General features: G+C 52.1%; 11 protein-coding genes. 2 read left to right on the top strand and 9 right to left on the bottom strand.

The window, feature by feature from the left end:
- Positions 1–40 precede the first annotated feature (40 nt).
- Positions 41–1093 carry a type II asparaginase gene (locus P2W70_RS19850; protein ID WP_276483258.1) on the top strand — a complete coding sequence of 351 codons (1053 nt, stop codon included), beginning with the start codon at positions 41–43 and terminating at the stop codon, positions 1091–1093.
- A 57-nt stretch (positions 1094–1150) separates the two neighbouring features.
- Positions 1151–2317: a porin gene (locus P2W70_RS19845; RefSeq protein WP_276483257.1), complete on the top strand. Its 1167-nt coding sequence runs from the start codon at positions 1151–1153 to the stop codon at positions 2315–2317.
- Here P2W70_RS19845 and P2W70_RS19840 read toward each other — a convergent pair.
- From P2W70_RS19840 to aspA, 9 genes are all read right to left on the bottom strand, one after another.
- Positions 2314–2895 carry an HdeD family acid-resistance protein gene (locus P2W70_RS19840; RefSeq protein ID WP_276483256.1) on the bottom strand — a complete coding sequence of 194 codons (582 nt, stop codon included), beginning with the start codon at positions 2893–2895 and terminating at the stop codon, positions 2314–2316. The genes P2W70_RS19845 and P2W70_RS19840 overlap by 4 nt on opposite strands.
- Before the next feature lie 285 nt (positions 2896–3180).
- Positions 3181–6354 (bottom strand): efflux RND transporter permease subunit, encoded by a 3174-nt coding sequence (locus P2W70_RS19835; RefSeq protein ID WP_276483255.1) that lies wholly within the window; start codon positions 6352–6354, stop codon positions 3181–3183.
- A 32-nt stretch (positions 6355–6386) separates the two neighbouring features.
- Positions 6387–7463, bottom strand: a complete 1077-nt coding sequence (locus P2W70_RS19830) for an efflux RND transporter periplasmic adaptor subunit (protein ID WP_276483254.1) — start codon at positions 7461–7463, stop codon at positions 6387–6389.
- A 13-nt stretch (positions 7464–7476) separates the two neighbouring features.
- Entirely contained in the window at positions 7477–8889 is a 1413-nt protein-coding gene (locus P2W70_RS19825; protein ID WP_276483253.1) for a TolC family protein, read from the bottom strand.
- Positions 8890–8924: 35 nt separating this feature from the next.
- On the bottom strand, positions 8925–9539 hold the full coding sequence (locus P2W70_RS19820) for a TetR/AcrR family transcriptional regulator (protein ID WP_276483252.1): 615 nt from the start codon (positions 9537–9539) through the stop codon (positions 8925–8927).
- 65 nt (positions 9540–9604) lie between these two features.
- Positions 9605–10204 carry a TetR/AcrR family transcriptional regulator gene (locus P2W70_RS19815; protein ID WP_276483251.1) on the bottom strand — a complete coding sequence of 200 codons (600 nt, stop codon included), beginning with the start codon at positions 10202–10204 and terminating at the stop codon, positions 9605–9607.
- Between the two features lie 279 nt (positions 10205–10483).
- On the bottom strand, positions 10484–10744 hold the full coding sequence (locus P2W70_RS19810; protein ID WP_276483250.1) for a porin family protein: 261 nt from the start codon (positions 10742–10744) through the stop codon (positions 10484–10486).
- A 28-nt stretch (positions 10745–10772) separates the two neighbouring features.
- On the bottom strand, positions 10773–12113 hold the full coding sequence (locus tag P2W70_RS19805) for an anaerobic C4-dicarboxylate transporter family protein (protein WP_276483249.1): 1341 nt from the start codon (positions 12111–12113) through the stop codon (positions 10773–10775).
- The gene (aspA, locus tag P2W70_RS19800; RefSeq protein WP_276483248.1) at positions 12110–13519 is read right to left on the bottom strand and encodes an aspartate ammonia-lyase; all 1410 of its coding nucleotides are present in this window, start codon (positions 13517–13519) and stop codon (positions 12110–12112) included. Before aspA ends, P2W70_RS19805 begins: the two co-directional genes overlap by 4 nt.
- Positions 13520–13542 lie beyond the last annotated feature (23 nt).

Below are 13542 nucleotides of genomic sequence, written 5' to 3'. Positions count from 1 at the left end.
TATATCCTACATTCTTATCCAACAAGTTTAATAAGCGGTTATGAAAAAACTATTGCTGATCGTAGCGGGTGTACTGTTCATGACAGTATGCCTGGCGCAAAACAATTTACCCAAGATCATTATCCTCGCGACCGGAGGCACCATTGCAGGAACCGGTGCATCGGCGGACCGCGCTGCTTATACAGCCGGTGAATTGCCGGTAGGCGACCTGATCGCTGCTGTGCCCGGTATCGATAAGGTGGCGCGTATCTCGGGCGAACAGATCGCCAACGTCGGCAGCCAGAATATGTCGGTAGAAATCTGGATCAAGCTCAACAAACGGATCAATGAGATATTCAAAAACAAGCTGGCCGACGGCATCGTGATCACGCATGGTACCGATACGCAGGAGGAAACGGCTTATTTTCTCAACCTGACGGTGCGCTATGACAATCCGGTCGTGCTGACCGGTTCGATGCGTCCTTCGACGGCCATCAGTGCCGATGGCCCCAAGAACCTGTATGATGCCGTAACGGTGGCGGCAAGTCCTTATTCGAAGGGGCGGGGCGTGTTGCTCACTTTTAATGAGTCGATCTTCGATGGACGTGATGCCGTGAAGACGAGTACGACCAAGGTGAATGGTTTTGCCGCGCCCAATGGGGCGCCGCTGGGGCAGGTGTATGACGGGCGGGTGATCTACTATCTGAAGGCGGCGCGTAAGGCCAATAAAGAAACACCCTTTGATATTACCGGATTGGCTACCCTTCCGAAGGTGGCCGTGGTGGAGTTGTTTGCCGATGCACCGGGTATTGGGGTAGATGCTTATGCGAATGGAGGTTTTGATGGTATAGTAACGGCGGGATTGGGTAATGGCAACCTGAACGATGCCAATACGGAGGCGGTGATACGGGCCATCAAAAAAGGCATTGCGGTATGCCGCGCCTCGCGGGTACCTACGGGGAGGGTGACGCAGTTTGATGAAACGGACGACGACAAGCTGGGCACCATTGTGAGTGATGACCTCAATCCGCAGAAAGCACGTATCCTGCTGATGTTGGGGCTTACCAAAACAAAAGACCGAAAGAAGCTGCAGGAGTTTTTCTTTCAATATTAATTGCTGACGGGAGTATGAGTACCGTCCTCCCTTTCTACTTCACCATAAACTACGCCTATGAGGTATTTTATTATGGCCGTGTTGTTGTTGCTGTGCCTGTCACCAGTGGCGCAACAGCAAAAGCAGGTCGATACGTTTACGGATAAACATCCGTTGATTCCCGAAGCCAAACAAAAGTTGTTGAGCAATATCAGTGTGATTGCCAATATGCAGAGTTCCTTGCGCAATGAGTTTGTCGATGGCGAGTACACTAAGGGGCGATTTCTGATGAATCAATTTCGTCTCGAGATCAAGGGGAAGATCCATGACCGGGTATACTTCCGTTTTCGTGACCGGTATACCAAGCAAACCGAACCTCAGTCGGAGGATAATATGAGTGCGTCTACGGACCTTGCCTATATCCAGGTCACTGCTACGGATAAGCTCAGCTTTACCATTGGCAAGTTATGTGCCGATTGGGGCGGCATCGAGTTTGATATGAACCCGATTGATATTTATCAGTACAGTGATATCGTGGATTATTCCGATAACTTCCTATTGGGTATGGGGCTACAGTACCAGGTCAATGAAAGGCATTCGTTGAGTTTTCAGGCCTTGAATTCACGCACCCGGAGTTTCAGTGAGATCTATGGCAATGTGCCTGGTATTACGGAGGCTGCCTTTCCTATTGCAGCCGTGGCTAACTGGCGCGGTAGCCTGTTCAATGGCAAGGTGAATACCATATGGTCTTACAGCATCTTTAAGGAGGCGAGGTCTACCTACATGAACTATATAGCATTGGGTAACCAGCTGGTGCTGGACCGTTTTCAACTGGCCTATGATTTCAAATACAGCAATGAACAGCTCGACCGGAAGGGAATTGCTTCCAGTATCAGCGATCCGGCGGGCAATTTACCGGCCGATGAGGGTGTGGTCTATTCGAGCCACTGGTTGAAGGCGGATTACCGGATCGGCAAGGTTAACCTGTCGGCAACGGGGTTTGTGGATTTTGCTTATTGGAAAGGCAATCCTGATCCGAATAAAGACGACAAACTACGTACGGCCTGGGGGTTTATTCCAACGGTAGAATATTTCCCCTTCAAGGACCTCAACCTGAAGTTTTTCGTAAACTATGTGGGCAGGGTTTATCGCTATACGGACTATGCGAAGCAGGCTTATGGTTCCGAGAACGGCACCACGGGCGTGATCTCGCTGGGATTTATCGCGCCACTGCACGTACTCTAGCGGGAGGGATGCGTAGCAGATGGATAGTGTGTGCGGGTGGCTTCCCGGTGACGTTTGCGCAGGCGCAGCGCCAATGACAACAGGATGAAGCCCATCACCAGCGCATAGAAACTAAATATAAAGGTGATCGTAATTGCCCCGGCTATGGGATTGGATAGGAGCAGGACGCCGAAGAGAATGCCCAGTATACCCGCAAAGATGTACCATGCTTCGCCTTTGATGACCTTGCGCAGGCGGATGGCGACAATGATCTCGAGCAGCCCGATAGCGATGGCCCAGAAAGCCACCAGGTAAATAAGGGCAGCGCCGGTCACAAAGGGATTGCGGAAGGTAATGATGCCAATGATGATGCTTAGGATACCACCTGTCAGCATCCAACCCCAGGCGTCGTTGCTTTTGCGCGCGCTGATGGCGGCTGCCACGGAAAAGATACCATCGATAAACATGTAGGCGCCCAGGAAGATGATGAGGGTGGTGAAGGTGACGCCGGGCATCAACAACGCTATGATGCCCAATATGACGGCAAACAGTCCCCTTAACAAAAAGATCCACCAGTACTGCGTGAAAAGTGGCGACATAATCATTGATTTATGTGAAAGAAAAAAATGCCAGTTGATGGAGGAGGAGAAGGCCGGCGTGTCGATGGCCGGCATGCAGTAAGGCGAGGGGTATAAAGTTAGCGATTAATGCAATACGGCTGTCAACAAAAAAGCCTCAACAAACCAGCCGGTTTTATCCGTGGTTGTTGAGGCTGGTGCATGTTGTAAAAGCTGCTCTCAGTGCCACTCTACAAATACGCCTTTCTAAAGATCAGATCCATCATCATCAAACGCGGGCCTGCGCCTGCAGACCCGCGCTGACAGTTATATATGTGAAGGGTTGAATTCCCCTTCGTGTACGTCTTTGTGTTCGTAGTTCTCTACCATGAGTTCGGCGATGTCCTGTTTTTTCTTGCCGCGGTTGAGGCGGTTGACGATCTTGTCGAAGATGGCATACATCACCGGTACCACTACCAGGGTGAGAAACAGCGAACTGATCAGGCCACCGATGATTACCCAGGCCAGGCCGTTCTTCCATTCTGCACCGGCACCTTTGGCAATCGCAATCGGCAACATCCCGATCACCATTGCGATGGTGGTCATGAGGATGGGACGTAAACGCGCATGGTTGGCATCGATCAGCGCCTGGTAGGTGCTGGCGCCTTCTGCTTTACGCTGGTTGGTAAAGTCTACGAGGATGATCGCGTTCTTGGCTACCAGACCGATCAACATGATCATACCCAGGATGGTGAACAGGTTGAGCGAATTGTTGGTGAGTGCCAGGGCCAGGAATGCGCCGATGATCGCCAGCGGTATCGAGAATAGTACCACGAACGGATATACAAAGCTGTTGTACAGCGCCACCATGATGAGGTAAACGAGTACGATGGCCGCCAACAGGGCGATACCCATCGAACCGAAACCTTCGCTCTGGTTTTCCATGTCACCGCTCCATACATACCCAACGCCTACGGGACGGGGTAATTGATCAAACAGCTTTTGCCATTCGGCCGCTACCGTGCCGGAAGGACGACCTACGCTTTGCGCCTGGATGGTTACCGAGGTGCTCTTGTCGCGGCGTTCCAGCTGGCTGGGCCCCGAACCTTCTTTCACGGTTGCAAACTGCGAGAGACGCACCTGCTGACCCTGGTCGTTGATGAAGATCAGGTTGGCTACGTCCTGTATGCTCTGCCGGTTGAAGTTCTCGTACCGGATATTGATATCATATTCGTATTCTCCCTGGCGAAATTTGCCATCGGTGTTACCGCTGAAGGCGGTTTGCATGGTGCTACCCACGGTGCCGAGTGACAGGCCCAGAGCGGCCATCTTATCGCGGTCTACCTGTACGCTGATCTCGGGGTTACCGGCTTCTACGGATAAACGCATTTCTGTAGCGCCGGGTACTTTTTTCAGTTCGGCCATGGCGGCATTGGCAAAGGTCATAACGCTGTCCAGCTCAGGACCTGTTACCACCAGCGCCAAGGGGGCCTGTTCGGCAGTACCCAGGATGCTCACCGGTACCGTTTTTACTTTGGCACCAACCAGTATCTTTTCCAGTTCACGCTTGGTCTTTACCGCGTAGATATTGGCTTCGTCGGCGCGTTCCTGTTTGGGAACGAGCTGTACGTCGATCTCCGATTTGTAGGCAGTAGATTGAGATGCGCCCATACCATCACTGCTTTGACCGATGGTGGTGATGGTCTTGGTGACCTCTTTCTTCGTTTGCAGAAACTCTTCTGCCTTGCGCGTCATGGCATTGGTTTGCTCGATAGAGGCGTCTTTGGGCATTTCGATCTGTACGAGGAATTCGCCGCGATCGGTTTTGGCAAAGAATTCGGCCCCGATAAAGCCGGCGCCTACCAGGTAGAAAGAGCCGAAGAACAACAACAGCATGACGCCGAGTGTGGTCTTCTTATGAGCCAGGCACCATTTCAGGATATTGGTGATCCAGTTGGTGAATTTGTTGAGTCCTTTTTCGAAGCCTACGATGATCTTGCCGAAGAAGGTTTTGCCGGTGATATGCTCCAGCTTACCGAACCGGGATGAGAGCCAGGGTACAATCGTGAAGGAGGACAACAACGACAGCAGGGTAGCGATGGATACCGTTACGCAAAACTGCTTCAGGATATCCGCTGCCAGACCCGTACTCAAGGCAATAGGAATGAATACGACCACGATTACCAGGGTGATCGAGGTTACGGTGAAGCCGATCTCTTTGGTTGCATCGTAGGCAGCGCGTACGCGGTTCTTACCCATTTCCATGTGGCGGTAGATGTTTTCCAATACCACAATCGCGTCATCCACCAGGATACCTACCACCAGCGACAGGGCCAGCAGCGACATCAGGTTGAGCGAATACCCCAGCAGCGACATACCGATGAAGGTGGCGATCAGCGAAGCTGGGATGGCCACCATCACGATCAGGGCGTTGCGGATGCTGTGCAGGAAGAACAACATCACGAATGCTACGAGTACCACGGCGAGAATGAGGTCATGGATCACCGCGTCGGCCGATTGCAGAGTGTATACCGAGCTGTCGTTGGCGATGTCGATCTTCAAACCGGTGGTGGAATAGTCCTTCTGTAGTTTTTGGATGGCCGCTGTAATTTGTTTGCTCACGGCTACCGCATTGGCGTCGGATTGTTTGATGACCTGCAGGGCGATCGATGCCTGCTGGTTGACCCGGGCCAGTTTCTCTACATCCTTCTGTACATCCTGTACATCGGCAATGTCTTTCAGGCGCACCTGGGCGCCATTCTTGTTGAGCACAACAAGGTTGCGCAACTCGTCGACGGTCTTGTATTTACCGGCGAGGCGGATCAGGATATCCTGCTCGCGGGTTTGTACGCTACCGGTCGGGAAGTCGAGGTTGGAGGTCAGGATCGCCTGTTGCACCTGTCCCAGCGAAAGGCCAAAGCCTTGCAGGCGGGTAGCATTGATGTTGACCTGGATCTCGCGTTCCTGACCACCGATGAGGTTTACCTGTGCCACGCCTTGTACCCGTGACAATACGGGAGCTATGCGTTTGTCCATCAGGTCGAAGAAGGCTGCTTCGCCGAGTTTGCCCGTGGCCGACAGGGTCATGATGGGCAGGTCATCGAGCGAGAACTTGTTGAGCGATGGGGGATCCACATCGTCGGGCAGGTCTTTCAGGATGGCGTTCACTTTACGCTGGGCGTCGTTGAGTGAATAATCTACATCGGTACCGCTGTTGAGGGTAATGGTGATGATAGAGATGCTCTCGAATGATTTTGTTTCCAGTTTTTTGATGTTCTCCATGGAGGATACCGCGTCTTCGATCTTTTTTGAAACGGTATTCTCTACTTCGCTGGGCGAAGCACCCGGATACACGGTGGTGATCGATACTACCGAAGGGGAGAACTTGGGCAGCAGCTCATAGTTGAGCGAGGTATAACTTAACAAACCGCCCAGGATCAATACTGTAAACAGTACGATGACCAGGGTAGGCCGTTTGATCGATATTTCTGCAAGTTTCATGAATCTTTTTTAAAATGAGGATAGTGCCTGTCTTATTTCACGATGGTGATCGGTGAGCCTTCCGACAGGTTGATCTGTCCGCTGGTAATCACGGTTTCACCTTCCTGCAATCCTTGTAATACTTCTACCTGGTCGCCCATGACGCGGCCGGCAATGACCTTGCGCAAGGTGGCCGAACTATCGTTCTTTACTACAAATACCTGGTTGCTGCTGACGCTGCCGATAAAGGCAGAGCGGGGAACCAGCATAGCAGGCGCCTGCGACGGGAAGTTGAAAATAGCCGTGGCATACATCCCTGCTTTCACCTGGTTGCCGGGATTGGCTGCGAGCAGTATCTCGATGGGGAAACTGAGGGCTGCATCCGATTTGGCGGCAATGAAGGTCACCGTACCGGTATAATCCTTGTCGGGAAATACATTGACATTGATCTTCACTTTGTCACCGACTTTCAGGTTGGCGACCTGGGCTTCATTGGCATTGACCTGCAGCTTGAGGCGGGAGATATCCACGATCTCAAACAGTTTGGTGCCTGGGGCTACCACTGCACCAGGTTCGATGTACCGTTTGTTCACGACACCATTGATGGACGCGCGGATATACGCATCACCTACTTTGATCTTTGCCTGCGACACGCGGGCTTCGGCATTGGAGAGGGCCAGGTTGGCCTGGTCCAGTTGTTGTTGCGTAACGCCGCCGGTTTTAAAGGCATTCTCATATCTTTCTTTATCCTTAAGGGCGTTGCGGTAATTGGCCTGGGCGCTCTCGAGGTCAACATTCAATTGGTCGGTCTTGATGACGGCCAGGGTTTGTCCTTTGCTGACCACATTGCCTTCATCGACGAGCACTTGTGTTACACGGCCCGAGTTTTCGGCCATGAAGTCCATTTGCTGACCGGGAATGAAATTGCCGTTTACACCAAAGTCTAGTTCAAGCGCCTGCTTTTCCACTTTGGTCACGCGCACCGCCACGTCGCCATTACTTTCTGCCACGATCGCGGTTTTGGCGGCATTCTCTTTTTTATTGTTGGTAAGCACCTTCGCTATCGCTACTACCGCAGCGATGATCACTACGAGTGTGATGATGGTACGTACGATTGATCTCTTTTTCATCCTGGTTGTATTCTTAGTTTAATAAAGTTTTTAAGTTGCCTTGTGCCTTGATCAGCTGGATCTCTGCGACGCGGTAGGCGAGCAGGGCACCCGAATGATTGTTCTGTGCTTCGGTCATCGAGTTCTCAGCATCGAGCAGATCGGTCAGGGAAGCCAGTCCGTTGTTGTAGTTGTTCTGGGTATTGAAGTACACTTTCCGGGCAAGTTCAACATTCTCGGCCTGGGTGTTGAGTACGATGATGCTGTTGTTGATCTGCGTTTTCGCATTCTCGTAAGCGAGGTTGAGGCCCAGGGAGGTCTGCGAAATGTTTTCCTGCAACTTGCGGATGTCTACATCGGCCTGGCGGATGCGTGAGCGGGTCGCAAAGCCATTGAAGATGGGTATCCGGAGGCTGAGGCCGGCAGAGGCATAATCAAACCAGTTGACGCCTGCGCTACCTGGCTGAAACCAGGGAAGCTTGTTGCCCAGGCCCTGGTATGCATAGTTACCGTTGAGGGAGAGGGTAGGGAAGTATTCTGCCTTGTACGCTTCCTTCTGGAAATTGAGCAGCACTTCCTGCTGTTTCAGCAATTTGATCTCGGTGCGGTTGGTGGCATCGAGTACATCTCCGGCTGGTACGGCCTGGGTTTGTATACTGGTATAGTCAAATTCCGGCATGGTGATGGGTGTCTGTATAGACAGACCCATGGCATATTTCAGCTGGTTTTCCATCAGCGTAATGGCGTTCAGCAATTGCTGGCGCTGTGCTCTCATGTTGGAGATGTTCACCGCCACGCGGTCCAGGTCGATTTGTTTGGCCAGTCCGTTCTCAAACTGTCCTTTCAGTACGTTCTGGATCTTTACCGCATTGTAAATGGTGGTGTCGATCACACCTACTTTCTGGCGTTGTACCATGACATCGTAATAGGTAGTGGCTACCTGCTCGATCAGTTGCTCGTCGGTGAGCTGTGCGTTGATGCGGTAATACTCCTGGGTCGATTTAGCGGCTTTGAGGCCGGTAAACACGCCTTTGTCGAACAGGTTTTGTGACAGGGAGATGCCTGCGCCAGAACTCCATTTTTGTCCGAAAGCCACCATCAGTGTTTTACCGGGTTGGCCGGCCAGTTCGCCGGGTAGTGCACTGAGCTGCAGGATCGGGTTGTAGTTAAGGCTCGCATTACCGGTGATCTGGGGCATGGCCCTTGACTTTACTTCGTCGATCTGGTACTGGGCATTTTCTACGTCGAGGCGGGCTATACGGGCCGCCTGGCTGGCTTTGAGCGCATAATTGAGTGCGTCCTTCAGTGTTAAAGGTCCCGACTGCACGGTGGTGACCATGCTGTCCGGTACCGCGGTCTGTGCCACCGCCTGGGTGCTGCCCACTCCTGCGAGGAGCAAGAGGCCCAGTAAGCGCGGTTTCATCATTCCCTTGTTTTTCACATCCATAATCGGTCTGTTTATAATTGCTGTTTGGTGTTTACTTAGTGGTTGGTGCCGGTAAATTCCTTCATGTATTTTTCGATCATCCGTATACCCTTGTTGCTGGCGAGGCCATGCAGGTAGTGCAGGATGAGCTGTTCGTTGACGGTGGCCTGCGGCCATTGCTGTTCCTGGTTGATCTCGCGGCGCGTGTTGATGCCGGTGATCGAGACCTGAAATCCCGCGATCAATTCTGGTATCACTTGTGCGCGATACAGCTGTTCGGTTTGTCCCCGGCGGATATTGTTTAGCAGCAGCTGGTAGAGAAAGCCTCTTTTGAAATGGGTATAGCGTTCATAAGCGGCATGGTGGTACTTCTGCAGGTCGTGCAGGAGTGTTTCATTCATGGTGCCGATCGTTTGCCTGACCGATTGCCAAATAAGGAATATCTCGTGTATGGCATTGGTAGCCGGTTTCAGTGTCGCTGTAATGTCTTTTTCCAGCTGGGTAAGGGGCTGGCCGTATACGGTTTCCACCAACTCGTTTTTGTCGGTGAACCAGGTGTACAAAGTCTTTTTCGATATGCCCATGCTGCCGGCGATCTCGTCCATCGTGATGCTGCGTACGCTGAATTTGTTAAACAGGGCGGCGGCTTTCTGTGCGATCTCTTCTTTCATCTTGACACAACTATTTAATCTTCATGTTTAACAAATTTGTCAAATTCGGGATAAAAAAAAGCCCCTTATTTAAAGAGCATTTTTAAAATGATCTCTTTGCGGGCGATCATCATTTGCCGGTATTGTTTGTCGGAGTAGTTGAACAGCTTTTTGAACAGGGGTTGTATCACGACCGGGTGCGACAGCAACGACATCAGGTTCATGAGGAACTGTACGGGGTCGATCTTCTCGATGGTTCCTTTCTTGATTTCAGTGTCGATATCACGCAGGAAGTTCTTCAGCCTTTCTGTTTTCTTGAGGTCGGTGATGATCTGGTTCTGCCTTTCCACGTCTTCATTGATCCGCGTTACCATGTAAATATCGAGGTACGGATAAGTGAAGGACTGCTCCATGAAGATGTCGATGAAATGCTCGATCTTCTTCTTGAAGTCGGTTTCGGCGCTCATAGCCATTTCCAGGCGGAGGTCCATCGTAGTGCGGGCTTCCTGGAGGATCTGGTCGAAGAGCAAGTCGCGCGAGCGGAAATAGTAATTCACCAGTGTACGGTTGACACCGGCGGCATCGGCAATTTCCTGGGTAGTCGCTTTAAACCTTCCTTCAGTGAAGAAAAGCTTGCGGGCGGCATCCTTGATCTGTTGTTCGGTATGACTGTCTTTTACTGCCATTAACAATAAAGTTTGACAAATTTGTCAAACAAAGGTACTCTCCCGGCCCAGATTTCCAAATTTCGGGTAGGTTAAAAACTTCTTAATGGTCGTTACGGTGGGTGTAATTGGTTGTTTTGGAGTGTTTTGGGCGGTGCAAAAATTTTATGCACAAGAAGGTATTGGAAACGACTGGCGGGAAGAAAGTTTCCTGTGGGGGCTGCTACTCGTCAATAGAAGGGAGCAGGTTGACCCGGTGTTCACGGGTATAGTCGTGGTGTATGACATGGGGCTGGTAGTTCACAGTTGACCATAGGCCAGCGTTAATGACATTGCATTGTTGAACCAATAGCCGTCGCCTGCCCGCAGGAAGTAGAAGACAGGGTCGCTGACAAAATCATTACGCCGGAGGAGCCCATCACCGACCAGTCGCCCATGGGCACCCAGCCGGAAGGTGGTGAACAAGCCCAACCAGGAATGTGCATTGTGGTTATACTGTTTAGTGACCTGGGCCTGTACTGGCCGGCAACATACCTGCGGACAGGAGCAGACATTGTACAACTCGATGGTATCGGTTCATGTGGTCTGGTTATAGCAGTATACTACTCAGTAAAAAGGCAACGGCCACCGTAACGGTCACGGCCACGAGGCCGGGTATGATGAAACTGTGGTTGATCACGAATTTGCCAATGCGGGTAGTTCCCGTACGGTCGAAGTCCATGGCTGCTACAAGGGTTGGATAACCAGGTAACAGGAAGTCGCCGTTGACCGCGGGGAACATCGCCAGCAGGTGTGGGTTGCTGATGCCCAGGGCGACCCCCATGGGCATCATGGTGCGGGTAGTGGCTGCCTGGCTGAAGGTGAGGGCGCCCATGAGAAAGAGCGCGAATGCGAAGGTCCAGGGCGCATCCTGGGTGATCTCGCCAAAAGCTTTTTTGATCAATGGCTCATTGGCATCCATAAAGGTGGCGCTCATCCATACCACGCCAAGCACAGACACCACAGCAGTTGCCATAGAAGTAAACAGGCTGGTTTTGGTGACGGCTGCCGGCGGTGTTTTCGTCAGCAGCATGATGAGGGCAGCGGCCGACAGGGTAATGATGATAATGAGGGTCGTGAGGTTGAGTGTACCGTCGGTGTTCACACTAAAATTAGTGTGCCCTGTTCCTACATTGGGTACCAACGCGGGGAAGGCACCGAGTAAGATGATGAGCAGGATGGCGGCACCAAAGATGCCTACGGCCAGTTTGGCGCCCGGCTTAATGGTAGTCTTCTGTTCGCTGCTTTGCTCCAGGCTGGCCGCAAAGGCCGGGTCTTTTATCTTCTCGAGAAATTCGGGATCATCCATCAACTCTTTGCCTTTTTTGCGTACCACGAGTATGCCGGCCAGAATACCGATCAGGCAGGAGGGGATACACACCTTCATGATATCGACCGAGGCCGATGAGGTGGCCAATACACTGGCCATGGTGGCCGTGGCGGCACTCATGGGGCTACCGGTGAGGGAAAGGTGGGAGGCGATTACCGAGATGGTCAATGGCCTTTCCGGGCGTATGCGTTTCTTGGCCGATACTTCGGCGATGATCGGCAGCAAGGAGTAAACGATGTGGGAGGTTCCCGCAAACAGGCACAGGAAATAGGTCGTGAAGGGGGCGATGAAAACGATGCGGGAGGGATTGCTGCGGATGATGCGCTCTGCGATGCTGACGAGATAGTCCAGACCACCGGCTGCCTGCAAGGTGGCGGCTGTGGTGACGATCGCGAGGATGATCAGCAATACTGCCACCGGTGGTTCGGCCGGTGGCAGGTGAAATACCAATACGAAGATCAACAATCCAATCATGCCCATCACGCCCAATCCGATGCCTTTCATCCTGGAGCCAATGAGGATCATGGCGAGCAGGATGATCAGTTGGATGATGGTGATCATTGGGTAATGAATTTGGGATTGATGAGGTTCTCCACCGAATAGATCTCGTCCCATTTTTCCTGGGTGATCAGTTTCTTTTCCCTGACTGCGATATCGTGTACAGATTTTCCGGTCTTCAGGGCTTCTTTCGCAATGGCGGCCGATTCTTCGTAGCCGATGATGGGGTTGAGCTGGGTCACAATGCCGATGCTTTGCATCACCTGTTGCTTGGTCCACTCGGCATTGGCGGTAATGCCCACCACACATTTTTCGCGTAAGGTGTTGCAGGCCTTGGTAATATACTCGAGCGAAGTGAAGAGTGCAAAGCTGATGACGGGCTCCATCACGTTGAGCTGTAGTTGGCCGGCTTCGGCTGCCATGGTGACGGTGAGGTCGGCGCCGATGACGTAGAAGCAGGTTTGGTTCACCACTTCGGGGATCACGGGATTCACTTTGCCGGGCATGATGGAGGACCCAGGCTGCATGGCCGGCAGGTTGATCTCTCCGAGCCCGCAACGAGGGCCACTGCTCAGTAGCCGCAGGTCATTGCACACTTTGCTGAGTTTGATGGCACATCTCTTTAATACGCCACTGAGTTGTATAAACGCGCCGGTATCATAGGTGGCTTCGATGAGGTCTTCGGCGAGGGTGACGGGAATGCCGCTGACGGCGCCGAGGTGCTTTACACACAATTCTGCATAGCCTTCGGGGGCATTGACGCCCGTGCCGATGGCGGTGGCGCCCATATTGACTTCTGTGATGAGTTGTTCGGCCTCACGTAGTTTTTGTACATCTTCTCCGATGGTGGTGGCAAAGGCATTGAATTCCTGGCCCAGTGTCATGGGCACCGCATCCTGTAGCTGGGTACGTCCCATCTTTAAAACATCGGCAAACTCTTTTCCCTTGTCATGAAAGGCTTTTTGTAATTGCTCGAGTGCGTCGGCGAAGGCATCCATTTTCAGGTACAGGGCCAGCCGAAACGCAGACGGGTAGGCGTCGTTGGTGCTTTGCGACAGGTTTACGTGGTTGTTGGGATGCAGGTGATCGTATTCGCCTTTGGCGTGGCCCAGGTATTCGAGCCCCACATTGGCGATCACTTCATTGGCATTCATATTGGTGGAAGTGCCCGCACCTCCCTGTATTAGGTCGCTGATAAACTGGTCGACGTATTCACCGGCAATGAGCCGGTCGCAGGCATAGACGATGGCGTCGGCTATTTTGGGATCGAGTACGCCCAGCTCTTTGTTGGTCAGCGCTGCTGCTTTTTTGATGTAGCCAAATCCTTTGATAAAAAGTGGTTCGCTGCTGATGGGGATACCAGTAATGTCGAAGTTCTCTTTGGCCCGCAGGGTTTGTACGCCATAATAACAATCATTGGACAACTGTTTTTCGCCGAGAAAGTCATGCTCTGTACGGTAAGTTGACATAGCCTGTTTATTTGAATGGTTTG

This window comes from Paraflavitalea pollutisoli (assembly GCF_029360705.1).
GTDB classification, from domain to species: Bacteria; Bacteroidota; Bacteroidia; order Chitinophagales; family Chitinophagaceae; genus Paraflavitalea; species Paraflavitalea pollutisoli.
The sequence above is the reverse complement of the archived record's forward strand: the minus strand, read 5'-3'. Positions and strand labels throughout refer to the sequence as shown.

Coding starts and splice junctions, on each gene's coding strand:
- P2W70_RS19850 (WP_276483258.1), top strand. CDS start 41: ATGAAAAAACTATTGCTGATCGTAGCGGGTGTACTGTTCATGACAGTA.
- P2W70_RS19845 (WP_276483257.1), top strand. CDS start 1,151: ATGAGGTATTTTATTATGGCCGTGTTGTTGTTGCTGTGCCTGTCACCA.
- P2W70_RS19840 (WP_276483256.1), bottom strand. CDS start 2,895: ATGTCGCCACTTTTCACGCAGTACTGGTGGATCTTTTTGTTAAGGGGA.
- P2W70_RS19835 (WP_276483255.1), bottom strand. CDS start 6,354: ATGAAACTTGCAGAAATATCGATCAAACGGCCTACCCTGGTCATCGTA.
- P2W70_RS19830 (WP_276483254.1), bottom strand. CDS start 7,463: ATGAAAAAGAGATCAATCGTACGTACCATCATCACACTCGTAGTGATC.
- P2W70_RS19825 (WP_276483253.1), bottom strand. CDS start 8,889: ATGGATGTGAAAAACAAGGGAATGATGAAACCGCGCTTACTGGGCCTC.
- P2W70_RS19820 (WP_276483252.1), bottom strand. CDS start 9,539: ATGAAAGAAGAGATCGCACAGAAAGCCGCCGCCCTGTTTAACAAATTC.
- P2W70_RS19815 (WP_276483251.1), bottom strand. CDS start 10,204: ATGGCAGTAAAAGACAGTCATACCGAACAACAGATCAAGGATGCCGCC.
- P2W70_RS19805 (WP_276483249.1), bottom strand. CDS start 12,113: ATGATCACCATCATCCAACTGATCATCCTGCTCGCCATGATCCTCATT.
- aspA (WP_276483248.1), bottom strand. CDS start 13,519: ATGTCAACTTACCGTACAGAGCATGACTTTCTCGGCGAAAAACAGTTG.